The following is a 26991-nucleotide window of genomic DNA, read 5'->3' as shown; positions in this document are numbered from 1 at the left end:
AGGCCATCTCCGATGCACATTCTGGCGCCTGTCGTTCATTTCTCTGGCATGCCGGACGGGAACCAGAGTCCGGATACTCAGTCATAGCGATGTGCCATCTCGGCCATTTGCAAAGGAATTCATTGATGTTCAGTCCTCATAAAGCCTTGTTTGCTGTTTCCGTCCTGAGCGCGGCGCTGCTGATGCCGGTCAATGCGGCCTTTGCCGACAGTGAACCGACGCGTCTGGTCATGGGGCCGTTCAGTGCGGTGTACAACGACGACATTCTGGCGGGCGCAAGCGAGGCGGGCAGGACCTACACCGTGCGAAGTTCAGGTTTTACCGTCAATGATTTGCAGCAGATGCAAAAAAAACTGGATGACAACAACAAGGCCCTCAATGAGCTGCAGTCGCTCAAGCAAACCGTCAGCGAACAGGCGCGCCAGATTGAAGCGCTCAAACGCGACACGGGTTCGGCACACAACACGGGCGCCAGTGAACTGTCCCGGCTGACACGCACCACACAAGACCAACAAAAAGCATTGGACAAACTCGCGCAGCAGGTTGAGGACCTCAAGCGCAGTGCCGGGTCTAATTCAAGTGCCAATGATCTGGCTGCGCTCAAGCGCGAGGTCAGCGACCAGCACCGCGAAATGGATGGGTTGAAACGTAACGTCGAGGACCTCAGTCGCAAGGTGAAATGAAGGCCAAAATCGGATCCATTGTCATAGATAGCTGAAAAGATTCAGCTTATAGCCAATTGGAATAGCCTTACGGGTTTAATCTTATTAAAAACATGTGGTTATTTAATGACTTAGGTCAGTAAAGAATTGAAAAAAATCCTGCAAAATATCTTGTTACGAGTTGTAACGCTGCGGTAAGATTGCCCCGCGTTCACCTACCACGGTTTATGCATTTTTAAGGCCCAAGTTTCCATCAGCTACTTGGGCTTTTTTTTGAGTTGCTCATTTATTGGATCCAAAAATCAAGGGCGCCGTCCGGTCAGTGTTCGTCGCAAACACCTTCTGGCATGAATCACGGCGGGCCGCGTGCTATCGTTCCTCCCTTTTCCGAGGGGTAAACCGATGCGAATGCTGATTGGCGCTGTGAGCCTGGCTCTGCTGGCCGGTTGTGTTTCTTCTGCCATGAATGAAGCGCGCAATCAGAAGCCGGTGCGGGTGCTGGCTTCGAGCAAAGAAACGCCGCTGGTTGCACAGTGCATTCAGTTTGCGTGGCAGGACGAAGCCGTCTTCGGCGTTGATGCCAGTGGTTACCTGAACACCGGTAAAAACGGTGGCATGACGGTCTATACCCGTGGCGGTGAATCCTTTGCCGACCTGGTGCCTCAGGGCACCGGGACATCAGTGAGCTATTACGCTGCCAAACCGGATGACAGTGTGGCCATGCGCCGAATGGCAGCGATGGCGACGTGTCTGTAACCCGCTCGGCGCGGCACTGAGGCTGTTCGCGTGAGCGTGCAGCAGGGCTTTGTGCTGACCCGGCACTGGCGCGACACGCCGTCGGGGATTGAAGTCGAGTTCTGGCTGGCCACCGACCGCGGGCCACAACGCCTGCGTCTGCCGCTCCAGTCGTGCACCGCGTTCATCCCCGCCGAACAGTGCGAGCAGGCGCAAACGCTGTTGCAGGGTGAGCGCCATGTCGAGTTCCGTGCACTGGCGATGTGCGACTTTCATTCGCGTCCAGTGGTCGGGCTGTATTGCCGGCAGTATGGCCAGCTCACCGACATCGCCCAGCGTCTGCGGCGTGCCGGGCTTGACGTTTACGAGTCTGATATCCGTCCTCCCGAGCGCTACCTGATGGAGCGTTTCATCACCGCGCCTGTGAGCTTCAGCGCACGCGAGCAGCCGGACGGCTTGTGGATGGATGCGCAGATCAAACCCCATCCAGACTATCGACCTCGCTTGAAACTGGTGTCACTGGACATCGAGACCAGCGAACAGGGTGATTTGTATTCCATTGCCCTTGAAGGTTGCGGGCAGCGCCAGGTGTACATGCTGGGCAAGGCCACGGCAGTGGATACTCCGGTGGATTTCGACCTTGAGTTCTGCGCCACCCGTGCCGAACTCTTGCAACGCCTGAACCAGTGGTTTTTGCGCCACGACCCGGACGCAATCATTGGCTGGAACGTGGTGCAGTTCGACATGCGGGTACTGCACGAACACGCGCGTCGCCTTGGCATCCGGTTGTTGCTGGGGCGCGACGGCAGCGAGATGCAATGGCGTGAACACGGCGCGCGCAACAATCACTTTTTTGCCAGCGCGGCCGGGCGCCTGATCATCGATGGCATCGAATCCCTGCGCTCTGCCACCTGGTCGTTCCCCTCGTTCAGTCTGGAGAACGTTGCACAAACCTTGCTCGGGGAAGGCAAGGACATCAGCACCCCGTACCAGCGCATGGACGAGATCAACCGCATGTTCGTCGAGGACAAACCGGCGCTGGCGCGTTACAACCTCAAAGACTGCGAGTTGGTGACGCGGATCTTCGAGAAAACGCAGCTGCTGACTTTTTTGCTCGAGCGCGCGTCCGTCACCGGGCTGGAGGCAGATCGCAGTGGCGGCTCGGTGGCCGCGTTCTACCATTTGTACATGCCGTTGATGCACCGTCAGGGCTTTGTGGCGCCCAATCTGGGGGAGAACCCGCCCCAGGCAAGCCCCGGCGGGTTTGTCATGGAGTCGCAGCCGGGCTTGTACGAGTCGGTGTTGGTACTGGATTACAAAAGCCTGTATCCGTCGATTATTCGCACCTTTCTGATTGACCCGCTGGGGCTGGTTGAAGGCTTGCGCGATCCCGGCGATACAGCGTCGGTAGCGGGCTTTCGCGGCGCCCGTTTTTCCCGCACCCGGCATTGCTTGCCCGCGATCATCGAGCGTGTGGCCAATGGCCGCGAAGTGGCCAAACGCGAGAAGAACGCGCCCCTGTCCCAAGCCCTGAAAATCATCATGAACGCGTTTTACGGGGTGCTGGGTTCTAGCGGTTGCCGTTTTTTCGACACGCGGCTGGCGTCGTCCATCACCCTGCGCGGGCACGACATCATGCTCAAAACCCGTGCGCTGATTGAGGCCAAGGGTTACAGCGTGATCTACGGCGACACCGACTCTACTTTCGTCTGGCTGCGCAGTGAGCACAGCGAAGCCGACGCCAGCCGCATTGGCCGCGAGCTGGTGCAGCACGTCAATCAATGGTGGCAAGACCATGTCCGCGAGGAATACGGGCTGAGCAGCGCCCTCGAATTGCAATACGAAACCCATTACCGACGCTTCCTGATGCCGACCATCCGTGGGGCCGAGGAAGGCAGCAAAAAGCGTTATGCCGGGATGGTGGAGCGGGCCGACGGCCAGTTCGAGATGGTCTACAAAGGGCTTGAAACGGTGCGCAGCGACTGGTCGCCGTTGGCGCAACAGTTCCAGCAGGCGTTGTATGAACGCATCTTCAAACGTCAGCCGTATCAGGATTACGTGCGTGATTTCGTGCGCAGAACGCTGGCCGGTGAACAGGACGCCTTGTTGATCTACCGCAAGCGTCTGCGCCGGCCGCTCAGCGACTACGAGCGCAATGTGCCGCCCCATGTGCGCGCTGCACGGCTGGCCGATGAATACAACGATCAACAGGGTCGGCCCCGCCAATACCAGCGCGGCGGCACGATCAGCTACATCATCACCTTGACCGGGCCGCAGCCGTTGGAGAACCTGACCGCCGCGGTGGATTACGATCACTACCTGACGCGTCAGCTACAGCCCGTGGCCGATGCGATTCTGGTGTTCGTCGATGACGACTTCAGCGCGTTGGTGGGCGGGCAGATGGGGTTGTTTTAAGCCTTGCCCGACGCTTCAGCCAGGGCTTTGGACTTGGCGCGGTCCTTGGCGGCCTTGGCTTCGACAGCCAGGCACTCCATGCAGAACTGCTCGGCGTAGGTCATAAAAATGTCGGTGGTTTCATTTTTGATCGTGCGCGAACCGGCGAGGATGTAGCGCATACGCTTTTCGGTCACGCCAATGCGCGAGGCAATCCAGGCCGGGGTCTGACCGATGCGGTCGACCAGTTTGTTGGCGTATTCGGTGTCGGGGTTGTAGCGGTCAGCATTGGGGTACATGAGGGTTCCGTGTGGGCAGGATGCGAAGCAGGGCGGCAGGGTACTCCTTTTTCAGAGGGCTGGCCCGGCAAATCCGATGCGGGACACGAAACGCCCGGCACCCATATATGAACTAGAGTTCTTCCCACTCATTGACAGACACGAGAGGGATTTTCATGACCGCACTGGACGTTTTCTGGGTCGGGTTGGGAGGCGGGCTGGGTTCACTGCTGCGCTGGTGGATCGGTTTACGGGTTGGCCAACTGTACAAGGGGCCGTTGCCTCTGGGCACGTTCATCATCAACGTCAGCGGCGCGTTTGTGATCGGCTACCTGAGCATTCTGTTCAGTGTCGACTGGCGGGACCGTTACGGTGACTTTCTGAACGCTGCCGTGCTCACCGGCATTCTGGGCGGCTACACCACCTTCAGCAGCATGCAACTGGATGCCTCGAAACTGGCCACGGCCAAAGACCGCGCCTGGGCGGCCGGTTATTTGATCGTATCGGTAGTGTTGGGTTTGGCGGCTGCCGCGTTTGGCGCCTGGCTGGCGCGTTAATCAGGAGCAGAAACCATGTTGAATCTGATCATTTTGATTTTTGTCGGCGGCGCGTTTGGCGCCATGTGCCGGGAGTTCGTCATGCTGTCAGTGCCACGCCTGGCTGACGGGTTTCCCATGGACATTTTTGTGGCCAATATCGTGGCTGCGTTTTTGCTTGGCGTGGCGACGTCACTGTTCAAAAGCAATCGCATCAATCAATACGTACACGTGATGATCGGGACCGGGATCATGGGCGGGCTTTCAACCTTTTCCAGCTTTGTGTTCGGCGCGGTTGAAATGATGAAAGACCCGGCCGGGGTCTTTGTGTCCATTTGCTACTTGGTGGCGAGCCTGGTGATTGGCTTTGCGGCAGTTGAACTGGGGTTGATCGCCGGGGCCAAACTGCCTGCGCAACCGACAAGTGATACGCAAGCCTGAGTTAGCAACAGCAGGCGCGCAGTCAAACGCGCCTGCTCTGGCCGGCGACGCCTCAGCCCAGCGACATACGCTTGCCAAAGAACATTTCAGTGATCAGGTCATTGTTGATGGCATCCCCTTGCAGGGTGCGCACCAGCAATTCACTGCCCAGTAACGGCAATGACAGCACCATGGTCGGGTTGACGCGTTTGACCTTGGCCAGGTTCCGGGTTTCATTGACCAGTGCAATGACTTGCGTGTCATCGCCCGCCACTTCCTTGGCGGCCAGAATCACGAATACGTTATCGGCGTCGTTTTCGGACAGCGCCACGATGTATTTGGCTTCGTTGGCACCGGCCAGCTTCAGGGTCGAGGTGGCCGAGGGGTCGCCCTCAATGATGTCGGCTTTTTCCGGCAGGTCGTGCTGGCTGCCCGGCGCACACACCACGGTCACGTGTTCGCCGCGATCAGTCAGGCCTTTGTAGACGTTTTGTGCCAGTGAACCCGTGCCTACCAGAATGTAGTGATTTTTACGCGCCATGTGAGTAATCCTGCCTTTAACAATGCGTTGGATGTTGTTGCTGATCAGCGGACCGGCTATGGACGCCACCGAGATCGCGAAGATGGTGATGCCCAGAATGATCACTGTCAGGGTGAACATGCGGGCGTCGGTGGTGTGCGGAACAATGTCGCCAAAGCCCACGGTGGACATCACCACAATGGCGAAGTAGAACGCGGTCGGCAGGTCGGTAACCTGCGGCGCGAATTGTTCGCCCATGTAAAGCGTGCCGAGCATGCTGTAGACGATCAGCGAGGCGATACTGACCACGGCGAAAAAGCTGCCGGTCGCGAGGCTGTAGTGATCGAAGCGCCGCCAGAAATAAACCAGCACGGCGATGTTGAACAATGAGAACAGCGTGACCCCGTCGGGGTTTTTAAGGATGAATATGTCGACACTGACCGTGGCCACCAGCAGCAGCAGCGAGAAGAACCAACTGATGCGCGACTTGATCACCAGGCCGATGGACATCAGCAGCAACACCAGCCCCACCACGAACCCCGGAATTTCCAGCAGCGCCAGAAAACTCAAAGCCTCCTTCCAGGTATCAAAGGTGCCGGAAGCGGCATTGGAGTGCGCCACCCCTCGTTGCAACACCGGCAAAAACAAGAGAAAGCCATTGATGGCCACCAGCAGGGCGACCCCGTAGGCAAATGAGAATCGGGCTTTTACGTCCTCTTTTAAAGTCATGATTGCTACGACGCCTCAGTGAAAGAGTGGATGGAGTGTCGGTCAGCGTGTAACGCGCACGTCCTTTTGCTGAGTCTGTTCATCAGGCATTGGCTCCTAAATGGTCATAACCGCGCAGGTAGTAATTCAAGGCTGAGACCAGCCAGCACAACACGAACATGCCGATGATCCAGTAACCGATTTCGCCGAAGTTGTCGCTGATGGCGTTGATCGGGGTCCAGATACCACCGGTGAGTTCCAGTTTGTCGGCAATCAGCCCGAGGGCTTCAACCCCGCCGATAAACAAGGCCACCACCACCGAGGCTGCGGTGATGGTGATGTTGTAGTAAAGCTTGCGCACGGGTTTGGAAAACGCCCAGCCGTAGGCGCCGATCATTACGAAATTGTCCAGGGAATCCACCAGCGCCATGCCCACTGCGAACAGCACCGGGAAGACCATGATCGACCACAGGTTGATGCCATGGGAAGCACTGGTGGCACTGATGCCCAGCAGGCCGATTTCAGTGGCGGTGTCGAACCCCAGGCCAAAGAGAAACCCCACGGGGTACATGTGCCAGCTCTTGTTGACCAGGTTAAATACCCGTCGAAACACCCGTGCCATCAAGCCGCCGCTGTTGCTGACCAACCCGTCGAGTTCTTCCGGGGCCAAGGTTTTACCGGCTTTGACCTGCCTGAACTTCTTGTACACCGAGATCAGGATCACCAGGTTCAGCACACCGAACAGCAGCAGAAACAGGGCCGAAACCAGCGTGCCGATCAGCCCGCCGGTTTCGTGGAACCACACCATGTCGTCTTTGAACGCCATGGCTGTGGCGGCGATAGCCAGCGATGCCAGAACCACGATGGTGGAATGCCCGAGGGAGAAATAAGTGCCCACGGCAATCGGGGTTTTGCCTTGCTGCATGAGTTTGCGAGTGACGTTGTCGATGGCCGCAATGTGGTCAGCATCGACCGCATGGCGCAGGCCAAAGCTGTAGGCCAGTAGCGCAGTGCCCATCAGCACCGGGTTGGTGCCGAATTCACTGAAGGCCCAGAGCCATGCCAATGCATTGGCGACAATCAAGCCGGTCAGCAAATAGATCGCGTTGCGCCGGGTGTTTGAGGGAGCGGCTGCGGCCAGAGGTTGAGCGATGGCTGTCATATAAAGGCTCCGCTAAAAGTGAACGCTACTGGCGGTGGGCGGGCATGACGTCTTTGTTGGGCACCAAAAATAACCAGGAAGCCAACACAAACGGCATGGTCAGGGTCGGTATGCCCACCGGGGTCAGCAGGGTATTCAAAGCCCCTTGCACAAAGACAGTGAAGATCACCCCGATCAGGGTGTAGATCAGCACTCGCCAGCTGGGCGTGTTGAAGGTCGAGCCCAGCGCGATGGCAGTCAGCACGGCGCTGAACGCGTACATGCCATTGTTGATGCTGGCATGCTCGGCTTGCAGCACCGTGGCCGTCAGCACCGCCAGCAGTGATCCGCACACGGCAAACACCGCAAAGACACTGCCAATCCTGCGATAAACAGCACGCTGCCGATCAGGGTGCTGATCAGGAATACTTCGGAAATCCCGTTGAACAGCCCGTCAATCAGGTGAATGCCATCGAACAGGTTGCTGTTGTGGGCGACCAGGTCGTGGGGCAGGTTGGGGACCGGTAGCGCCGTGTTGGTCAGGCCGCCGAAGGCATAGCTGGCCAGCAGGATCGTCCAGGTCACCAAAACAAACGGGGCGGTCAGGGCGGCGACTTTCCAGGTCTTGAGAATATCGGCGATGCAGAGCATGACGATCACTGACACCACGCTGCCGAGGATGATGCACAGCCACAGCACCGGTGTGACGTCCAGGAAGGTCGGCAACGCCGCGCCTACCAGGCAACCGTTGTAGCCGTACAACCCGGCTTTCCACGACGTGCGGTCTTGGAGGTTAAGCCCAGCGAGCGTCGCCACCGCCGTACCCAGTACGCAGCCCCAGGCCACAGCCGGGATTCCTTCGGCATAGGCGCCCACAAAGATCGCGGCGAAGAATAGCAACCCGGTCAACGGGTTGTTCTGAAACATGACTTGAGCACAGCCGCGCAGGGTGACGTCGATAAACTCAATCACCACATTGCCGTTTGCCAGCTGTGTCCACTTGGATCCGGGCGCTTTGGCAACATCCATAGAGGTTTCTCCGTTCGGGCTGCAAAGGAATTGCAATCACCGGGGCCGCAGCCGGTCCCGGTCACTACTGCGCAGTGTGAATTGCTTAACGCCAGAGAAACTGCGGCCCTAACGTGACCCCCAGAATCTCCTCTCGGGCGATTTTCCAGAACTCGCGAATCTGTGCCTTGACCTGACCGCTGTCATTGCCCAACACCTTGAAGATCAGCCCGCAGTTATTCGGCAGGCGGGTCACGCCGCTGGCCAGCCCTGCCTTGATGTCGAACAGGGCAGGCACGCGCTCGACAATGCGGTCGTGATGCACTTGGGGTGTGAGCAGCACCACGTTGCCGAACACATCGAAGGTCTGCATCACGCCAATCGCGTCGAGGCTTTCCTTCTTTGGCTCCAGCACGTATTTCTCGACAAACAACTCCCGGCCCTCAAGGGTTTCGGCGCAGACCCGCGACGAATACACGTCAAAACCGAAACGCTCATCCACATGGTGGTATTTGCGCCCGGACATGAGGATCTCGCTGTAAATCGCCGTGGCGGTGGGATGGATCTTGATTCGGGTGTCGGTGATAAACCGCGCATCGCGGTGCGGGATCAGCGGGTCGGGCATGAACTCCAGATAGCCGTCCTCTTCGACCCGAAACTGCTGGATCTGCGAGGCATAGTTGGCATTCATTGAATGCACTTTGGTGGCCGACTGGGTAGTAACGTGCCCGGATGCGCCCACCCCCACATGGACGTCAGTGGCCAAGCGGTCGCCTTGCAGCACGCAGCCGGAGGTCGAAATCATCGTCACGCAGGGCAGACCGGGCATTTCTTCGTCCCAGTACAAGGCCCGCTGCACCAGTGACGGCACGCGTCGCTCCACATCCGCCAATATGCTGCGATCCCCACGCCGCTCAAACCCCAGGCGCAAATAACCGCTCTTGCCGACCGCGCCGCTGTGCATCTGCGGCGGTTCGTTTTGATACTCCGCCAGCTCCGGCGCGTCCTGACCCAATGCATGAGCGCGAAGCCGTGAAGGGGTGTTCACGATGTTCAGGCTCTGAGCTGTCATGCAGTGACCTCGCGGGCAGCAGGTTTTTGGGCGAACAGGAACATGTGTTCAATCATGTCCACCAGTTCTTCAATGCCTTGGCCGGTCTTGCAGTTAGTGAGGATGTACGGGCGGTTGCCGCGCACCACTTTGGTGTCGCTTTCCATTACGTCGAGGCTGGCACCCACGTACGGTGCAAGGTCGATTTTGTTGATGATCAGAATGTCGGCCTGCACCAGCCCCGGGCCATTTTTGCGCGGGATTTTCTCGCCTTCGGCCACGTCGATCACATAAATGTAGAAGTCGGCCAGTGCCGGGCTGAAGGTCAGTGTCAGGTTGTCGCCGCCGCTTTCAATCATGATCAGGTCGCTGTCGGGGAATTTCTCTTCCATTTCCTCCACGGCGGCAATGTTCATGCTCGGGTCTTCGCGCACCGCGGTGTGCGGGCAGGCGCCCGTTTCAACGCCGAGAATCTTGTCTTCGTCGAGGATGCCCTTGAGCGTGCGTTTAACCTGCTTGGCGTCTTCGGTGGTGACGATGTCATTGGTGATGATCAACGGTTTGTAACCGCGCTTGATCAGGATCGGGGTGATCACTTCAATAATTGCGGTTTTACCCGAGCCGACCGGGCCGCCAATACCAATACGCGTAATCTTTTTCACAGGCCTTGCTCCTAAAACAGTCTTGCAAACAGGTGCAGCGCGGGCTGGGGCCAGCGCTGTGCATCGGGTCAGTTCATAAACAGCCGCACATGGGCTTTGACGTGGACCGCAGCCAACACGTCGACAATCGGCACATAGGAGGCCATCTGCTCGATATCGCCGATTTCAGCGATGTCACAGAACGCTTCGATGTCGTGGTTGAGTTCAAACAGGATGTGCTGGGTGTCCAGGTGCGTGACACGCATCAGGCGCATGGCGGCGCTGAGGATGGTCATCGCCACCCCGTACTGGTGCATCACCACCACCTCGCGGGCGCCGATGCCCTGGGTCGACATCACGACTGCCTGGGTCACGGGGTAGGTGCCTGCGGCGTTACCGGCCTTGATCTGTTCCAGCCACCAGCGCACCAGCGGGGTCTCCACCACATGGATCGACATTTCCGCGAGTTTTTTGCCCATGCGCGTTGCCATCAAGCGGCTTTCTTCGTTGAGCTTGCGGTTATTGACCGCCCAGTCCGCACGCAAAATGCCCTCACGGTCATCGGCCAAGGCCGCGCGGTGTGCCGCAACCACACCCATACCGTCGCAACTGGCGGCCTGTTTGAGCGCCGTCAGCACAAAACCTTTGAGCGTTGCCACATCGTGAACGATGCCGGTCTGAATCGCGGACTCGACCCCGTTGGAGAACGTGAATGCACCGACCGGTAACACCGAGTCGCCAAACTGCATGATGCGTATGAGATCTGCTGCCTTCATGGTCACGCCTTCTGCAAGGTTCAGTGCTTGTGGTCGTGGTGCGTATGGCCATGGTCGTGGCTGTGACTATGGCTGATGCCGTCGCCATGGCTGTGCACGCCGTGAATCTTCAGCGCCGCTGCATCCAGCTTATCCTGAGGGCTGGCGACGTGAACGTGGGTGTCGGTTTCTTCGGCACCGCCAAATAACAGGCGTGCTTCAGAGCTGGTGAGGAGGGGCAGGATCTCGGCGCCGCCAATGAAGGCGTAGGGCAAGTGCTCAAAACCGTGGGTGCGCATCACCGAGTCCATCATTTTGGTTTCCACCGTGAGCGGGATGTACACCTCGTTGTGCTTGGTCACGGCCTTCCAGTGCTGGTTGCCCAGTGCGTGGCCGAGTTCGAAACTGGTCTTGATCAACACGTCGAGGGGCTGTTTTTTCAGCTCCTTGAGGTCGATCACCATGACGTCGCGCAGGTTCAGTTGCACCACCACGGCCGTTTTGCTGGCTTCGTCCCACATCAGCACGTCGCCGTCGGCCAGCACCACGTTGCGCTCCAGTGAAATGCCCAGGTCACGTCCGCCGAGGCTGGTACGTCGGCAGCGGCTTTTCTGCGCTTCACGCTGATCCAGCACCAGCAGGTCAATGTGGGCGCCTTCGAGTTTGTGCTGCCAGGCCGGGTCTTTCTTGGCATTGCCCAGAATGTGTTCGATCAAAATCACGTCGCAAACTCCTTCCTTGATGCCCGGCCATCCACACCCTTGGTGGCGGCCGGGCGTTCTGCCTTAGCCGAAGAAATACCGCTGGTTCATGGTGGCTACATCGATCGGCTTGCAGGTGGCGTGCACGCCGTCCACTTTCACCTCGAAGGTTTCAGGGTTGACTTCGATTTTTGGCGTCTGGTCATTGCGCACCAAATCTTTCTTGGAAATGGTGCGGCAGTTGCGCACGGCCATGACTTGACGATCCAGCCCGGCCTTTTCCTTGACCCCGTCTTCCAGCGCGGCCTGTGACACGAAGGTCACGCAGGTGTCCTGCATGGTTTTGCCGAAGGCCCCGAACATCGGACGGTAGTACACCGGCTGCGGGGTCGGCAGGGAGGCGTTAGGGTCACCCATGGCAGCCCAATTGATCATGCCGCCCTTGATCACCAGTTTCGGCTTGGCCCCGAAGAAGCGCGGGTCCCACAGCACCAGGTCGGCCATCTTGCCCACTTCGACAGAGCCAATGACATGGCTCACGCCCTGGGCAATGGCCGGATTGATGGTGATTTTGGCCACGTAACGCAGCACGCGGAAGTTGTCGTTACCGTCGCTGTCTTCCGGCAGCTTGCCACGTGAAACTTTCATCGCGTGGGCGGTTTGCATCACCCGCAGCCAGTTTTCACCGACCCGGCCCATGGCCTGGGAGTCACTGGAAAACATAGAGATCACGCCCATGTCTTGCAGCACGTTTTCGGCGGCGATGGTTTCCGGGCGCACCCGGCTTTCGGCAAATGACACGTCGGCCGGAACGTTGGGGTTGAGGTTGTGACAGACCATGATCATGTCGAACAACTCGGCCTGGCTGTTGACACCGTAGGGCAGGGTGGGGTTGGTCGAGCTGGGCAATACGTTGAGCTGGCTGGCCACTTTGATGATGTCGGGGGCGTGACCGCCGCCTGCGCCTTCGGTGTGGAAAGTGTGGATGGTGCGCCCTTCGAAGGCATCGATGGTGTCCTCGACATAGCCGCATTCATTGAGGCTGTCGGTGTGCACCGAAACCTGAATGTCCATTTCATCGGCGGTACGCAGGGCATGGCGCAGGGCGTTGGAGGTAGCGCCCCAGTCTTCGTGGACTTTGAGCCCGGCCACACCGGCAATGATTTGTTCCGCCAACGGGTCGCGGGAAAAGGAGTTGCCCTTGCCCAGCAGGCCGACGTTGATCGGTAAGCCTTCGAGCGAGCGCAGCATCTGCCGGATGTTCCACGGGCCCGGCGTCACAGTGGTGCCGTTGGTGCCGTCGGTAGGACCGATACCGCCGCCGAAGAATGTGGTGATGCCGTTGGACAGGCCGTGGTAAGCCTGTTGCGGCGAGATCAAGTGAATGTGGGTGTCGATCCCGGCAGCGGTCAGGATCAGGTGCTCGCCGGAAATAGCATCCGTGCTCACGCCCACCACCATGTTATTGGTCACACCGCTCATGGTGCCGGGGTTACCGCTTTTACCAATCCCGCAGATTTTGCCGTCGCGAATTCCCACGTCGGCTTTGATCACACCCTGAATGGCGTCAATGATGGTGACGTTGGTGATGACCAGGTCGAGCACGCCGTTATCGCGGGTCAGGTTGTTATTGGCGCCCATGCCGTCGCGCAGCGATTTGCCGCCGCCGTACACGGCCTCCTCGCCATAGCCGCGCAGGTCCTTTTCAATTTCTACAAACAGGTCAGTGTCGCCCAGGCGGATCTTGTCGCCCGTGGTCGGGCCGAACAGCCCGGCATATTCTTTGCGTGAAATAGTTGGCATCGGTGGCTCCTTCCTTCATGCGGCGCATTCGTCAATGACGCAACGGCGCGCTGGCAAAGTGTGAAATGCGGCGCTTAGTTGGATGGTTTGGAAAACTTGAAGCCGCGATCGGCTGCGCGCTTGATGGCTTGCAGTTTTTCCGGGCGTTCATGGCCGCTGACCGTACTGTCGGGGGCCCAGCCGTCCACCAGGTTGTTGAAACCGTACAAGGTCTGTTTGCCGCCGTACGGGATCAACGGCACTTCAATTTCATCCCCCGGCTCGAAACGAATGGCCGTGGTGGCCGTGATGTTCAGGCGCTTGCCGAAGGCCGCAGCGCGGTCAAATTCCAGGGCGCGGTTAACTTCGAAAAAGTGAAAGTGCGAGCCGACTTGAATCGGGCGGTCACCGGTGTTGCGTACTTTGACCTTGGTCACTGCACGGTCTTCGTTGAACGTGATCGGCGTGCTGGCGTAGATGCAGCCGCCCAGTGGAACGTTGCTTTCATTGCCGGTGGAGACCCCGCCTGGGTTTTTGGCGTGGGGGATATGGTGGTCAGGATGGGTGTCCTGATGCGGTGATTGTGCAGGTTGGGGTGACGCGGGCTTTTTGGTGCTCATGACGGAATCCTCAAACGTGTGTGTTCGGCGTTAACCGGCTTGACTGCGCGCCGTTATTTGATCGGGTCGTGGACCGTGACCAGACGGCTGCCATCGGTAAAAATCGCTTCCACCTGAACGTTCGGGATCAGGTCACTGACACCTTCCATGACGTCATCTTTGGTCAGTACTTTTCCCGCTTCGGTCATCACGTCTTCAACTGACTTGCCATCGCGAGCACCTTCAAGCGCCGTGACAGTAATAATTGAAACGGCCTCCGGAAAGTTCAACTTCAAACCACGAGCCTTGCGCCGCAGTGCCACGTCCGACAAGGTGTAAATCATTAACTTATCGATTTCTCTCGGGGTGAGCTGCATAAGCCCCCCTAATTACAGTGCGCTTAAGGGTTAAGTTTCAATGTGCCGGTCAGCCCCACCCACCCAAGTTTCATCAATCGAGAACAAGCGTGAATACAACGGGTTGAATGGAACGTAGTGTTTCTTGGTGCGGGAGCGGGGTTGTTCAAACACGCGGGCGTCACGGCAGCCCTTGTTGCGTGCTGTTGACGCACCCTGCCCGACGCCCTGTGACCACGGAGCGTGTACACGCTGCCGGTTACAAACACCCGGCACATCGCACGGGATATGTGCATCATGGGTTGAGTTGTAAAGATGCATTCAGTGGTCATGGGCCTTACCGTTTAGTTCCATCAAGACGGGCGCGATCAGAGCGTAGGCCATAAATTTGAGCTGCAGAGGGTACGTCTGGCACAGCGCAAGAATGAAGGACGAGGCTTGACGGGTGAATGCGAACGGCGCTTTCAATTAAATATCTTTTAAATCAATGGTTTGAGATTGCTTTAAGCATTGAATTGACCGTTTTGGCTCTCTTTTTGTGGCTGTTTTGAGTGGGATTTGAAGCTAAAATCTTCATCTTTAGTGCTCTATGTCATAAATGCTTGTAGGGATCTTCTTGTTGTTAGTCGGCTTTCTGTATCGACATTCGATACAGGTGGCGCGACATTCCCGCGCCATGTCGTGATTGAGAACACTAATTTTTAGAGGGGCGTTTAGGGTTAATGAACAAGTGTTTATGCCCCGGATGGTAGAGCGCGGCGTGCAGTTGATCATTCAATGCCGTCAATTGCCTGAGCATCTCAAGGCTTAACCAGACATAGGCATAAAATGCGGTTTGTATTTCTTTACCATTCATACTGTTTAACGCCAGTTCGCGTAGTTCTTGGGCACTGTTACGCAGTTGTGTACTGATTTCGTTGTTGTCGATGCCCATCACTAACTTGTTTTGCAGCGATTGCAGCGCCAGCGGAATCAACCGGTGCAAATCACTCAAGGCCGGTTCGTTTTTAATCAACAAATGGTTTTCCCGGGATGACCAGTACGCATCAATCATTAGAATCAGCGTGGACACGACATTGCGGTGCAGGGTTTGCAGTGAATTAAACACGTCTTGTTTGAGGTGGCTTTCATTACTGGCTGGCGCAATGTAATTGCGCAACTTCACCACCCCATCCAGTTCGTCTTTGAGTTTGTCGTCCAGGCTGGGCCGCTCAAGGACCAGCGGCGAAAAATACGCCTCATACAGGTCATTGAGTTTGCCCATGCTCTGGCTGAACTTGATGCGCAGGTCGGTGTAAGCCCGCTGCGGGTAAATGCTGGTGAAAATCAACGCCAGAATCGAACCCGCCATCACATAGACGCTGCGCAATACGGCGGCGTCCATGTCGTTGGGGGCCGAACAACTGACCACGGCCAGGGTCGCGCCAATCAAGAGCGCCATGTAGGGATGCTTGCCCAGTGTCAGGTAGCCGCACGCGAACATCACCACCGCGCACCACAGCAGCATCGCGGGGAATGAATACAATTCCAGGTACAGCGCCACCAGCCCCGACACGGCGCCGATTACCGTACCGCCCGTTCGTTGCACGGCCCGTGAGAACACATTGCCCCAGTAGGGCAGCGGGCCCATCACGATCAGCATGGTAATCAAGGCCCAAGAGGCGTCTTCGAGCTTGAACCAGCGGATGGCAGCGAACGTGATCAAAAACGCCAGACTGATGCGTGTCGCGTGAATCCAGCGGTAATAGCGACACGCCAACTGCTCGAGCGTCGAAATCTTTTTTCCCAGTTGCATGTCGTCCCCAATCATTGATGTGGATTGGGCTGGCAGCGTAGTTCAAGGGCGGGGAGTCCTCCACACGATGAGCGGATTTGCCATGCGCATTCGAGATGGCACGTTCTGTATTTGCTATGGCCAAGACGCACAGTGCAGCGCTTAAGATGGCGACCACAGGCCAAAAAAATAAAGAGGAAGTGCTGATGAATGCTGTGCAGGCGCCGTTGACCCGCCCACCTTTGCCCGAGTCGTTGCTGCAACAGTTGCAGGCGCTGTTGGGCTCCCGTCTGTCGACCTCTGCCAGTGTGTGCGAGCACCACGGCAGTGATATTTCCTCGTTAGGGCCGATTGCGCCGGACGCGGTGGCGTTCGTGCAGAGCCTTGATGAAATCGTCAGCGTTTCCCGGGTGTGTCATGCCCACGACGTACCGATGATCCCCTACGGCAGTGGCACCTCGCTGGAGGGCTGGCTGCAAGCGGTGAAGGGCGGGGTGTGCATCGATGTGTCGGGGATGAACCAGATCCTTGAGATTCGCCCGGACGACATGGACGTCACGGTGCAACCGGGTGTTACTCGCAAACAGCTGAATGCGGCCCTGCATGGTACGGGCCTGTTCTTCCCGATTGATCCGGGCGCAGACGCCTCGTTGGGCGGCATGGCTTCGACCCGGGCATCGGGCACTAACGCGGTGCGCTACGGGACCATGCGTGAAAATGTGCTGGGCATGACGGCGGTGCTGGCCGACGGCCGAGTGATTAAAACCGGGGGCCGGGCGCGCAAATCGTCGGCGGGCTACGACCTTACGCATTTGCTGGTGGGTTCGGGCGGTACGCTGGCCACCTTTGCCGAGCTGACGGTCAAGCTGCACCCTTTGCCGGAAGCAATATCGGCGGCTATTTGCACGTTCCCGACAGTGGATCATGCCGTGCGCGCAGTGATTCAGACCATCCAGCTCGGCGTGCCGATAGCCCGCATTGAACTGATCGATGCCCTGACCGTGCGGGCGATTAACGCCTACAGCAAAACCGCCTTACGCGAAGCGCCCTCGCTGTTTTTCGAGCTGCATGGCTCTGAATCCGGGGTCAAGGAGCAGATAGAAACCGTGCGCATGGTGGCCGATGAGCATGACGGGCAAGACTTTGAATGGGCCGTTAATCCCGAAGACCGTACCCGTCTATGGCAAGCACGGCACGATGCGTATTTCGCATCCGTGGCCCTGCGCCCAGGCTGCCGCTCCTTGACCACCGATTCGGTGGTGCCGATCTCGCGACTGGCGGAGTGCATGGAGGCCACGGCTGCAGACTTGCAGGAACACGGTTTGCTGGCGCCGATTTTCGGCCACGTCGGGGATGGCAATTTCCACGCGCTGATTCTGGTCGATCCCAACGATCCCGACGAAGTCGCTCGAGCCGAAGCGGTTGCCCATCGCCTGGCCGAACGGGCGATTGCCTATGAAGGCAGTTGCACGGGGGAGCATGGCATCGGCCTGACCAAGCGCGATTACCTGGTGGTGGAACACGGGCAAAACGCGGTCGACGTGATGCAGTCGATTAAGCACGCGCTGGACCCGAAAGGGCTGATGAACCCCGGCAAAATTTTCAATCGCGACTAGTTCGCGGCTTGCGCGCGCAGCGCACAAGGATTGTCAGGTGACGCTGCAATCGCGGCGTGTATAGAATCCGCGGCATGGAAATTCGTCAGCTCAAATATTTTGTCGCCATTCTCGACAGCGGCAGCCTCAGCGGGGCTGCCCGCGACGTGTTTGTTGCCCAGTCGGCGCTGAGCAAGCAAATCCTTGACCTTGAGAAAGAGCTTGGGGTGCAACTGTTGCACCGCAGCCACAGCGGGGTGACTGCCACTGAGCCGGGCAAGGTGTTTTACGAATATGCCCAGGGCATTCTCAAGCATTTGCAGGACGCACGCAGTGCGGTGCTGAACTCGGCGCAAGCCGTCAGCGGCCCGGTGGTGGTGGCGCTGCCGCAGAGTGTTGCCAGCCCGCTGGCCTTACCCTTGCTGCGCGAGGTGGCCGCGCGCTATCCGCAGGTGCAGTTAAACCTCAATGAAGAGTTGACCGGTAACCTGTTCGAACAACTGTTGTACGGGCGCATCGATCTGGCGCTGTTCACCGATGCCGAGCTGCCGCCCGAGATCGCCTTTACCCCGTTGCTGGAAGAAGATTTTTACTGGCTGTGCGCGACCAGCGATGACCCATGGCCAGCCGGTCAGGTGCTTGATCTGCAACAAGCGTTTGCCCGGCCGCTGGTATGGCCGGGCGCAGCGCATGGGCATTGCACACGGGCGATTGTCGAGCGGGTGGCGGCGCGCAGTGGCCTGTTTGCGTCAACGCCTGCACTGGAGGTCAATTCAGTGCACATCCTCAAAAGTGCGGTTGAGGCGGGCGTGGGGCCGACCCTGATGCCCCTCAACCTGGCCCGTCGCGAACTCGAAGAGGGGCGGCTGACAGCTCACCGCATCGCATGTGCGGGGTTGTATCGCACGCTGGGCATGTGTGTGTCGACGCGCATGCCACCGACCCCCGCACGTGAGGCGGTCGCCGCGTTGATCGCGCAGGTGGTCAGCGGCATGTGTGAGCAAGGGCAATGGCCCGGCAGCCGGCGGTTGACCACCGGGCCCCGCTGAGGTGTTACGGGCGCTGCACCGCGACCACAGGGGCCGGGCCGCGCAGGTTCAATCTGGCTTTGGGTACGCACAACCCCAGTGCACCGCCCAGCACCAGCACCGCCGCCATCATGTACATGGCGGCCTGGGTACTGCCGGTTATTTGCGTGATCCAGCCCACCACAATGGTGGCGAAGAAGCCCGCCACATTGCCCATTGAGTTAATCAGTGCAATCCCTGCTGCGGCTGCGGCACCGCCCACCACGGCCGTCGGCATGCCCCAGAATACGGGCAGGCTGCTGATCATCGCAGCGGTGCCGACGGTCAGGCCGATCATGGCCAGTAGCAGGTTGTCACCGAACAGGGTGCCGAACAGCACACCCGCCGCGCCGACCAGTGCGCACAATGCCACGTGCCAGCGGTACTCATGACGGCGGTCAGAACTGCGCCCCACCCACACCATGGCCACAGCCGCCGCGGCGAACGGTATGGCTGACAACATGCCGATGACCCACGGCTGTTCGATGCCGCTGTTACGAATGATGGTGGGCATCCAGAAGCTGATGATGTATTGGCCCATCACTAGGCAGAAATACACCGCCCCCAGCAACCAGATTTTCGGGTTAAGCAGGCCCTCACGCACCGAGTGCCCCTGTTTGCCCTGGTTATCGCGGTCGATGGCGGCTTGCATGGCGTGCTTTTCGTCATCGCTCAGCCAACCGGCGTCGGCAATGCGGTCGTGCAGCAGGCAGAACACAGCCATGCCCAAAAACACGGCAGGCAAGCCTTCGATAACGAATAGCCATTGCCAGCCGGCATAACCGGCCACGCCGTTCATGTTTTGCATGATGTAGCCGGAGATTAATGACCCCAGCAGGTTGGAAATCGGCAGGGCCGAGATGAACAGTGCCACCATCACCCCGCGTCGGTGACCGGGAAACCAGGTGGTGAGGTAGAAAATGATGCCGGGAAAGAACCCCGCTTCGGCCACACCGATCAGAAAGCGCAGCGCATAAAAGCTCCACGGTGTTTGCACAAACATCATGGCGGCAGACAACAAGCCCCAGGTCACCATGATGCGAGCGATCCAGCGTCGTGCGCCGAAGCGGTGCAGGGCGATGTTACTGGGCACTTCAAACATCAAGTAGCCGATGAAAAATATCCCGGCACCCAGCCCGTACACGGCCTCGCTGAATTTCAAGTCATCAAGCATTTGCAGCTTGGCAAAGCCGACGTTGACCCGGTCCAGATAGGCCACCAGAAAACAGACCATTAACAGCGGCATGACGCGCCAGGCGGTTTTGCGATATGCCCCGTCTAGAGCCTGATCATCGGGGTCAGCGTGTTGCGCAGGAAGGTGAGTCATCGTTCAAGCCCTTTTTTGTTATCACGCGCCTGAACACGGGCGTGGGCAGGCATCTTTTAGTGAGGTGCAAAAGGGACTCTACGATCGCGGGACGATTCGCACAATCGGCGGTTTATCTTTCGTGCAGGAGAAGACAGGCAGGCCAAAAGTGGCAGAAAAGACAAGCAGGCAGGTGCGGGTTGAGCGAGGGGGCATAAAAAGGGCCATTACCATCATGGGGATCCGGTAATGGCCAACTATCTCAACCAAAGAGAGCGTCAGGACTGACCTGACGGACGAGAATGTATCAATGGGCCACTTAGTTAGCTAGCTAAGGAGGCGCGAAACAGTTTTACCTTATGCGCAACAATGGTGCGTTTTTCAGGTGGGGGCATGGCGCCGGCGCAATGCCTGGAACTGTTCACGTCATCACTTAGGCGCTAACCTTTGGCCCATGCACATACCTGACATGAATTTACTGGTTGCCCTCAACGTATTGCTTGAAGAAGGCTCGGTGGTCGGCGCTGCCCGACGCATGAACCTCAGCGCGCCCGCAATGAGCCGCACCCTGACGCGCATCCGCGAGACCCTGAATGATCCGATTTTGGTGCGTTCCGGGCGCGGGCTGGTGCCCACCCCCCGCGCACTGGAACTGCGCGAGCAGGTGCGCGGTGTGGTTGAACTGGCGCACGGGGTATTTACCCAAGGGCAGGACAGCGACCTTAGTCAGTTGGACCGCACCTTCAGCATCCGGGCCAAAGATGTATTTTTCGGTGTGTATGGCGTGGCATTGCGTCGGAAAATGGCCTTGGAAATGCCGAATGCCGCGTTGCGGGTGGTACCTGAAGGCTTCACCGACGATGAGGCTTTGAGTGAGGGCCGCATTGACCTGGCCATCGGGTCCACGCTTCCTTCAAGTGCAGACATCAAAGTGCAGCACTTGTTTACCTGCCCGTTCGTAGGGCTGGCCCGAGAAGGGCATCCGATTTTCGATCAGCCGATTACGCCGCAGCGTTTCGCCGCCTACGACCACATCAGCGTCTCGCGCCGGGGGCGAGCGCGTGGGCCTATCGATGCGGTGCTGGCGCAAATGGCCCTTGAGCGCAGGGTGCTATTCACCACACCGACGTTTTATTCCGCGATTTTTGCCTTGGCTGACTCGGAATTGATCCTGCCGCTGATGCCACAGTTGTTGCTTAAAGCCTTGGAGCCCCTGGGGCTGAGACTGCGCGCTTTTGAGCTGCCAATCCTTGTAAAACCGGAAGAAATTTCTCAGGCATGGCACCCGCGACTCGACAACGATCACGCTCACCGTTGGCTGCGCCGGACCCTGAAAACCCTGTGCGATAACGCCACGGCCTGAAGGGTATTTGTGGATTGCGTTTGGCGCATTCCACGCGTGCCGATATATCAATTTTTATAACTGTCGCTGCTGATTACACTTTTCGTCCTCTTTAATGACGACGGAGTCAGCCATGTGCGGCGGTTCTAACGGTGCGCGCGGCGTGCAGGGTATGCCAGTGCCGGCCCCGGTCATCAACGCGGCATTCGGCCTGCGGATTTTCACCGGGCTGGTCGGCGTGCTGCTGGCCGTGCTGGTGTCGGGTTTCAACGAAAACGTCATCAAGGTGGCGATGCCAGACATTCGCGGCGCGATGGGCATCGGCTATGACGAAAGCACCTGGCTGCTGGCGGTTTACTCAGCTACCTCGATCAGCGCCATGGCCTTTGCGCCGTGGTGCGCTGCGACGTTCTCCCTGCGACGTTTTACGCTATGCGCGATTGGCGCCTTTTTGCTGCTGGGCATCCTCTGCCCGTTCGCCCCCACTGTCGATGTGCTAATGCTGTTGCGCATCCTGCAAGGCTTTGCCGGGGGCGCCTTGCCGCCCATGTTGATGTCAGCGGCGCTGCGTTTTTTGCCACCGGGGATTCGCCTGTACGGCTTGGGCAGTTACGCGCTGACCGCCACCTTTGGCCCCAGTTTTGGCACACCGCTGTCAGCCTGGTGGGTGGAATACGCAGGTTGGCAATGGGCGTTCTGGCAAATCATTCCGTTAAGCCTGCTGGCCATGGCCTGTGTCGCCTGGGGCTTGCCGCACGACCCGCTACGCCTTGAACGTTTCAAGCAATTTGACTGGCGCGGCCTGCTCTTGGGCCTGCCGGGTTTGATCATGCTGGTGCTGGGGTTGGAGCTGGGTCAACGCATGAACTGGTTTGCGTCCCCGATGATCCGCCTGTTCATCGTCGGCGGGGTGGGGTTGCTGGTGCTGTTTTTCATCAATGAATGGTCGCACCCGTTGCCGTTTTTCAAATTGCAGTTGCTCAAGATCCGTAACCTTGCGCACGCGCTGATCACCTTGGGTGGGGTGCTGTTTGTGCTACTGGCGCTGATCAAGATCCCGTCCAGTTATCTGGCACAGATTCAGGGCTACCGGCCTTTGGAAACCGCGCCGGTGATGCTGCTGGTGGCGGTGCCGCAGCTGATCGCACTGCCGTTGGTGGTCGCACTGTGCAACGTGCGTTGGGTGGATTGCCGCTGGGTGCTGGCCATCGGATTGGCCTTGTTGGCGCTGGCCTGTGTTATTGGCTCGCAAGTGACCTCAGCGTGGAACCGCGACAACTTCTACGCGCTGCAAGCGATTCAAATCATTGCCCAGCCCATGGCGGTGATTCCGCTGCTGATGCTGGCCACAGGCAGCCTGAACCCGGCCGACGGGCCGTTTGCGTCGGCCTGGTTCAACACGGTCAAAGGGTTCGCGGCCATGGCCGCGGGCAGTTTGCTGCAAGTGATCACCCTCAACCGCGAACACTTTCACTCGATGATGCTGGTGGACCGGATCGGCAATTGGCCACTCGTCAGCGACGGCGCAGATCTGGCACGCCGTGTTCACCAGCAGGCGATAGTGCTGACCTCGTCTGACCTTTATCTGTGCATGGCCGGTCTGGCCCTGCTGCTGATTGTTTTAATCCCTTTCGGCCCGACGCGGATCTATCCGCCACGGGCTGCTGGCTGAATCTGTGCGGAGTAATGACATGAACACAACACGCGGGCGCACGCCTTGGGTGGCGGCGGGGCTGGGACTGCTGGCGGTGGTGCTGTTGTATGGCCTGTGGCGGCTGGTGTTTGGCGCTAGCGCGGTGCAAAGCACCAATGACGCGTTTGTCAGTGCCGATTTCACCCTGGTGGCGCCGAAGGTAGCGGGCTTTATTGAGGCGGTGCTGGTGCAGGATAACCAGCCGGTCAAGGCGGGCCAGTTACTGGCGCGCATCGATCCGCAAGACTACGAGGCTGAGGTACAGGCGGCAAAGGCCAGTGTGGCCATGGCTCAGGCGCAACAGGCGAATGCGCTGGCAAGGATGGAACGCCAGCGTTCGTTGATCGAACAGGCCAATGCCACGGTGGACGCAGACCTGGCGCAAGTGGAGTTTGCGGCCCATGAATTGAAGCGCTACGAGCATCTGGCAGGCCAGGGCGCCGGGACGCTGCAAAATTCGCAGCAGGCAAAAAACCGCTCGCAAACCGCCCGCGCATTATTGGCTCAGCACAAGGCAGCGCTGGAAGCGGCCCGCCAGCAAACCCGCGTGCTGGTTGCCGAGCACACCGCCGCTCAAGCCTCGGTGCAACATGCGCAAGCATTGCTGGCACGCGCCGAGCTGGACCTGTCGCACACCCGCGTGGTCGCTCCCTTTGATGGCGTGATCGGGCGCCGCAGCCTGCGACTTGGGGCCTACGTAAAGCCCGGCGACACGATTATGGCCGTGGTGCCTTTGGCGCAGGCCTATGTCGTGGCCAACTTTCTGGAAAATCAATTGACCCACATGCGGCCTGGCCAGCGGGTCAGCATCAAGGTCGATACCTTCCCCGGAGAACTCTTGCTCGGCACGGTTCACAGCATTGCCCCGGCCACGGGCGTGACGTTTTCGGCCATCGCCCCGGACAACGCCACTGGCAATTTCACCAAAGTGGTGCAACGCGTGCCGGTAAAAATCACCCTGGATCAAGGTCAGCCTATGGCCAGCGAGCTGCGTCTGGGCATGTCGGTGGACGCGGCCATCGACATCGCCTCGACCCGACCCGAACGGGTGATTGCGCGATGAAACTCAACGCATTGGCCTGCGCCGTAGCCTTGAACCTGACCGGTTGCGTGATGGGCCCGGACTTTCGCACCCCGACCTCACCGTTGCCCGCACATTGGGCGCCCACGGCCAGTGAAACCGGTCATAGCCGGGCGGTCGAAGGTGAGGTCGATTGGCGTTGGTGGGACAGTTTTGGCGATGCGCAACTGGCGGACCTGGTGCGTGAGGCGCTTCTCAGTAATCTCGATCTGCAACAAGCCGCCAGCCGACTTGAGCAAAGTCGTGCCCTACGTCGCCAGATCGCGGCCGACACCTTGCCGGCGGTGAGTGGTGGGCTGGATTACAGCCGCAGCCGCAATAGTCAGCGCGGGTTGAACGACCCGTCGGGTCGCAGCGGTAAACAGGCGTTCAGCCTGTGGAATGGTGGCCTTAGGTTCAGTTGGGAAGCTGACGTGTGGGGGCGGGTCAAGCGCTCCGTGGAAGCGGCCGACGCCACGGTGCGCATGGCGGAGGAAGACCGCCACGGCGTGCAATTGCTGGTCATGCGGCAAACGGCGCAACAGTACATCCAGTTGCGCGGCACCCAGCAGGTGCTGACGGTGGTGGAGCAAAACCTGAAGATTGCACAGCGCACGCTGGAGTTGACGCGCTTGCAAGTCCAGGAGGGCGTGGCCACGGACCTGCAAGTGTCTGAAGCTGCCTCGCAAGTGGCGGAGATGCAAGCGCGACTGGCGCCGTTGCAGCAAAGCAGCGCTCAGTTGATCAATGCCTTGAGCCTGTTGCTGGGTAAGGCGCCGCGTGCGTTGCACCGGCAATTGGCGACCCTTGCCCCCGTGCCTGCGTACCGAGGGGATGTGCCCATCGGTTTGCCGAGTGAACTGGCCCAGCGCCGCCCGGACATTCGCAGCGCCGACGCGAGGTTGCACGCCGCAACGGCCGCCATCGGCGTGGCGCGAGCAGACTTCTATCCGCGCATCACGTTGTCCGGCAACCTTGAGTTTCAAGCCCTGCAGTTGTCGGATTTGGGCAGTTGGGGCTCGCGCCGCTTTGCTCTCGGGCCGGGCTTGAGCGTGCCGTTGTTTGAAGGCGCACGTTTGCAGGGCGCATTGCAATTGCAGGAAGGTCGTCAGCAGGAAGCGGGGGTCCATTATCAGCAAACCGTGCTGCGGGCCTGGCATGAGGTGGATGATGCGCTGGTGGCCTATCAGGCCAACCAGCAACGCCGGGACAGCCTGCAGCAGGCGGTGCGTCACAGCGAGCGGGCGCTCGACAGCGTGCATCAGCAGTACGCGCAGGGCACGGTGGATTTTCTCAACGTCATGACGGTGCAAAACGCGCTGCTGGCCAATCAGGCGGCGTGGGTGCAGAGCACGGCAGCGGTGTCGCTAGCGCTGGTGGACGTCTATGTCTCGCTGGGTGGGGGCTGGGAGGTGAGTCAGTGCAGGCGTGAGCCCTGCCTCAAGTAGAGGTTGAAGACCCAGGATGCAGATTTGCTATGCTCGCGCCCTTGGTCGCAGCGTCTGCTTAGGCGTGTTCCTTTCACATTGAGCGTATTTATGCCTGCTGATACTCAAGCCTCTTCGGTGCATTTTTCCCGGTCTGACTACCGAACCCTCGGCCTGGCGGCCCTGGGCGGGGCGCTGGAAATCTACGATTTCATCATTTTCGTTTTTTTCGCCTTGACCCTGAGCCAGCTGTTTTTCCCGCCGGACATGCCTGAATGGCTGCGCTTGCTGCAAAGCTTCGGCATTTTCGTGACCGGCTACCTGGCACGCCCGCTGGGCGGCATTCTGATGGCGCACTTTGCCGACCATTTGGGCCGCAAACGGGTGTTCAGCCTCAGTATTTTAATGATGGCTCTGCCGTGCCTGCTGATCGGGGTTATGCCCACTTACGCCGACATTGGTTACTTCGCCCCCTTGATTCTGCTGGCGTTGCGCATCCTGCAAGGCGCAGCGGTAGGGGGCGAGGTGCCCAGCGCCTGGGTGTTCGTGGCCGAGCACGCCCCGGCCGGGCGACGCGGGTATGCACTGGGCTTTTTGCAGGCCGGCTTGACCTTCGGCTATTTGCTGGGAGCCCTGACGGCGACGTTGCTGGCGCAGCTCCTCACCCCCGCCGAAATCCTTGATTACGCATGGCGGTTTCCGTTCCTGCTGGGCGGGGTATTCGGGGTGATCGGTGTATGGCTGCGCCGCTGGCTGAGCGAGACCCCGGTCTTTCTGGCCCTGCGCGAACGCAACGAGGGCAGGGCGCAGTTCCCGCTGCGCACCGTGTTGCGCGACCATCGCAGTGCCTTGCTGCCTGCGGCGTTACTGACCTGCGTATTGACCAGCGCGGTGGTGGTGTTTGTGGTGATAACCCCCACCGTCATGCAACAGCGCTTTGGTATGGACGCCAGCCATACCTTTGCGTTGAGCAGTCTGGGGATCGTGTGTTTAAACCTGGGCTGCGTGCTGGCCGGGTTGATGGTGGACCGCATCGGCGTATGGCGCAGCATCGTGCTTTACAGTCTGCTGCTGCCGCTGGGGATTGGCCTGCTTTACGCCAGTCTGGTCGGTCAATGGGCCATGCCGGGGCTGGCGTATGCGTTTGCCGGCCTGACCTGCGGCATCGTCGGCGTGGTGCCGTCGGTGATGGTGGGGTTGTTCCCTGCTCCGATTCGGGTATCGGGTATTTCCTTCACCTACAACATCGCGTACGCCCTGTGGGCCAGTACCACGCCCCTGTTGCTGATTGCGCTGATGCCCTGGAGCCCGTGGGTTTGCGTGGGATTCTGCGCAATGATGGGGCTGGTCGGTGTGCTCACGGCACGCGTGTTCGGTTTTGCACGGGGGGTGCAGGTGGAGCAACGGCTGTTGGCGAATGTGCCAGGGTAGGGGCAGCCA

The 26991-nt window shown here is 59.1% G+C and carries 24 protein-coding genes and 2 pseudogenes; 12 read left to right on the top strand and 14 right to left on the bottom strand.

Annotated elements, in window-relative coordinates; translation table 11 throughout:
- The first annotated feature begins 125 nt into the window (after positions 1–125).
- The 3 genes from CJF39_RS13865 to CJF39_RS13855 all read left to right on the top strand — a co-directional run bounded on the left by CJF39_RS13865 (position 126) and on the right by CJF39_RS13855 (position 3812).
- On the top strand, positions 126–683 hold the full coding sequence (locus tag CJF39_RS13865) for a hypothetical protein (RefSeq protein ID WP_094993921.1): 558 nt from the start codon (positions 126–128) through the stop codon (positions 681–683).
- A gap of 381 nt (positions 684–1064) precedes the next feature.
- Positions 1065–1418, top strand: a complete 354-nt coding sequence (locus CJF39_RS13860) for a hypothetical protein (protein ID WP_094993920.1) — start codon at positions 1065–1067, stop codon at positions 1416–1418.
- Between the two features lie 30 nt (positions 1419–1448).
- Positions 1449–3812, top strand: a complete 2364-nt coding sequence (locus tag CJF39_RS13855; RefSeq protein ID WP_094993919.1) for a DNA polymerase II — start codon at positions 1449–1451, stop codon at positions 3810–3812.
- Here the strand turns inward: CJF39_RS13855 and CJF39_RS13850 are convergent.
- A complete protein-coding gene (locus CJF39_RS13850) occupies positions 3809–4090 on the bottom strand; it encodes a hypothetical protein (RefSeq protein ID WP_094993918.1) in 282 nt (93 codons plus the stop codon). The two genes, CJF39_RS13855 and CJF39_RS13850, sit on opposite strands and share 4 nt — an antisense overlap.
- 155 nt (positions 4091–4245) lie before the next feature.
- Here CJF39_RS13850 and crcB (CJF39_RS13845) point away from each other — a divergent pair, with 155 nt between their 5' ends.
- Both crcB (CJF39_RS13845) and crcB (CJF39_RS13840) read left to right on the top strand, forming a co-directional pair.
- Positions 4246–4626: a fluoride efflux transporter CrcB gene (gene crcB / locus CJF39_RS13845; protein WP_094993917.1), complete on the top strand. Its 381-nt coding sequence runs from the start codon at positions 4246–4248 to the stop codon at positions 4624–4626.
- Positions 4627–4641: 15 nt separating this feature from the next.
- Positions 4642–5046, top strand: coding sequence for a fluoride efflux transporter CrcB (gene crcB, locus CJF39_RS13840; RefSeq protein WP_094993916.1), 405 nt, complete (start codon positions 4642–4644; stop codon positions 5044–5046).
- A gap of 52 nt (positions 5047–5098) precedes the next feature.
- Here the strand turns inward: crcB (CJF39_RS13840) and kch are convergent, their stop codons facing one another.
- From kch to CJF39_RS13780, 12 genes and pseudogenes are all read right to left on the bottom strand, one after another.
- Positions 5099–6274: a voltage-gated potassium channel protein gene (gene kch, locus CJF39_RS13835; RefSeq protein ID WP_094993915.1), complete on the bottom strand. Its 1176-nt coding sequence runs from the start codon at positions 6272–6274 to the stop codon at positions 5099–5101.
- Positions 6275–6356: 82 nt separating this feature from the next.
- Positions 6357–7415, bottom strand: a complete 1059-nt coding sequence (locus CJF39_RS13830) for a HoxN/HupN/NixA family nickel/cobalt transporter (RefSeq protein ID WP_094993914.1) — start codon at positions 7413–7415, stop codon at positions 6357–6359.
- 25 nt (positions 7416–7440) lie between these two features.
- A pseudogene (yut, locus tag CJF39_RS13825) lies at positions 7441–8321 on the bottom strand (urea transporter).
- 187 nt (positions 8322–8508) lie between these two features.
- Positions 8509–9474, bottom strand: a complete 966-nt coding sequence (locus CJF39_RS13820) for an urease accessory protein UreD (RefSeq protein ID WP_094993913.1) — start codon at positions 9472–9474, stop codon at positions 8509–8511.
- Positions 9471–10115 (bottom strand): urease accessory protein UreG, encoded by a 645-nt coding sequence (gene ureG, locus CJF39_RS13815; RefSeq protein ID WP_094993912.1) that lies wholly within the window; start codon positions 10113–10115, stop codon positions 9471–9473. The genes CJF39_RS13820 and ureG overlap by 4 nt, the downstream gene beginning before the upstream one ends.
- A gap of 68 nt (positions 10116–10183) precedes the next feature.
- Complete coding sequence (locus CJF39_RS13810) at positions 10184–10870, bottom strand: urease accessory protein UreF (protein WP_094993911.1); 687 nt, start codon at positions 10868–10870, stop codon at positions 10184–10186.
- A 20-nt stretch (positions 10871–10890) separates the two neighbouring features.
- On the bottom strand, positions 10891–11571 hold the full coding sequence (ureE, locus tag CJF39_RS13805) for an urease accessory protein UreE (protein ID WP_094993910.1): 681 nt from the start codon (positions 11569–11571) through the stop codon (positions 10891–10893).
- Positions 11572–11634: 63 nt separating this feature from the next.
- A complete protein-coding gene (locus CJF39_RS13800) occupies positions 11635–13353 on the bottom strand; it encodes an urease subunit alpha (RefSeq protein WP_094993909.1) in 1719 nt (572 codons plus the stop codon).
- A gap of 179 nt (positions 13354–13532) precedes the next feature.
- Positions 13533–13952 (bottom strand): annotated as a pseudogene (locus CJF39_RS13795) (urease subunit beta); the annotation flags it as partial.
- A 53-nt stretch (positions 13953–14005) separates the two neighbouring features.
- Complete coding sequence (locus CJF39_RS13790; protein WP_047275719.1) at positions 14006–14308, bottom strand: urease subunit gamma; 303 nt, start codon at positions 14306–14308, stop codon at positions 14006–14008.
- 30 nt (positions 14309–14338) lie between these two features.
- Complete coding sequence (locus tag CJF39_RS13785; RefSeq protein WP_094993907.1) at positions 14339–14608, bottom strand: hypothetical protein; 270 nt, start codon at positions 14606–14608, stop codon at positions 14339–14341.
- 373 nt (positions 14609–14981) lie between these two features.
- The gene (locus CJF39_RS13780; RefSeq protein ID WP_094993906.1) at positions 14982–16082 is read right to left on the bottom strand and encodes an FUSC family protein; all 1101 of its coding nucleotides are present in this window, start codon (positions 16080–16082) and stop codon (positions 14982–14984) included.
- Between the two features lie 185 nt (positions 16083–16267).
- Between CJF39_RS13780 and CJF39_RS13775 the strand changes: the two genes are divergently transcribed.
- Both CJF39_RS13775 and CJF39_RS13770 read left to right on the top strand, forming a co-directional pair.
- Positions 16268–17677: an FAD-binding oxidoreductase gene (locus tag CJF39_RS13775; protein WP_094993930.1), complete on the top strand. Its 1410-nt coding sequence runs from the start codon at positions 16268–16270 to the stop codon at positions 17675–17677.
- 74 nt (positions 17678–17751) lie between these two features.
- Entirely contained in the window at positions 17752–18705 is a 954-nt protein-coding gene (locus CJF39_RS13770; RefSeq protein WP_094993905.1) for a LysR substrate-binding domain-containing protein, read from the top strand.
- Positions 18706–18709: 4 nt separating this feature from the next.
- On the opposite strand, the gene CJF39_RS13765 is transcribed toward CJF39_RS13770, so the two are convergent.
- Entirely contained in the window at positions 18710–20050 is a 1341-nt protein-coding gene (locus tag CJF39_RS13765; protein ID WP_094993904.1) for an MFS transporter, read from the bottom strand.
- A 433-nt stretch (positions 20051–20483) separates the two neighbouring features.
- Between CJF39_RS13765 and CJF39_RS13760 the strand changes: the two genes are divergently transcribed.
- The 5 genes from CJF39_RS13760 (at position 20484) to CJF39_RS13740 (ending at position 26982) form a co-directional block, all read left to right on the top strand.
- The gene (locus CJF39_RS13760; RefSeq protein ID WP_094993903.1) at positions 20484–21392 is read left to right on the top strand and encodes a LysR family transcriptional regulator; all 909 of its coding nucleotides are present in this window, start codon (positions 20484–20486) and stop codon (positions 21390–21392) included.
- Between the two features lie 151 nt (positions 21393–21543).
- The gene (locus CJF39_RS13755) at positions 21544–23043 is read left to right on the top strand and encodes an MFS transporter (RefSeq protein ID WP_094993929.1); all 1500 of its coding nucleotides are present in this window, start codon (positions 21544–21546) and stop codon (positions 23041–23043) included.
- 19 nt (positions 23044–23062) lie between these two features.
- Complete coding sequence (locus tag CJF39_RS13750) at positions 23063–24127, top strand: HlyD family secretion protein (protein WP_094993902.1); 1065 nt, start codon at positions 23063–23065, stop codon at positions 24125–24127.
- Positions 24124–25572: an efflux transporter outer membrane subunit gene (locus CJF39_RS13745; RefSeq protein ID WP_094993901.1), complete on the top strand. Its 1449-nt coding sequence runs from the start codon at positions 24124–24126 to the stop codon at positions 25570–25572. Before CJF39_RS13750 ends, CJF39_RS13745 begins: the two co-directional genes overlap by 4 nt.
- A 90-nt stretch (positions 25573–25662) precedes the next feature.
- Positions 25663–26982: an MFS transporter gene (locus CJF39_RS13740; RefSeq protein WP_094993900.1), complete on the top strand. Its 1320-nt coding sequence runs from the start codon at positions 25663–25665 to the stop codon at positions 26980–26982.
- Positions 26983–26991 lie beyond the last annotated feature (9 nt).

Origin of the sequence: Pseudomonas lundensis (assembly GCF_002269125.1) — a bacterium.
Lineage (GTDB): Bacteria > Pseudomonadota > Gammaproteobacteria > Pseudomonadales > Pseudomonadaceae > Aquipseudomonas > Aquipseudomonas lundensis_A.
The sequence above is the reverse complement of the archived record's forward strand: the minus strand, read 5'-3'. Positions and strand labels throughout refer to the sequence as shown.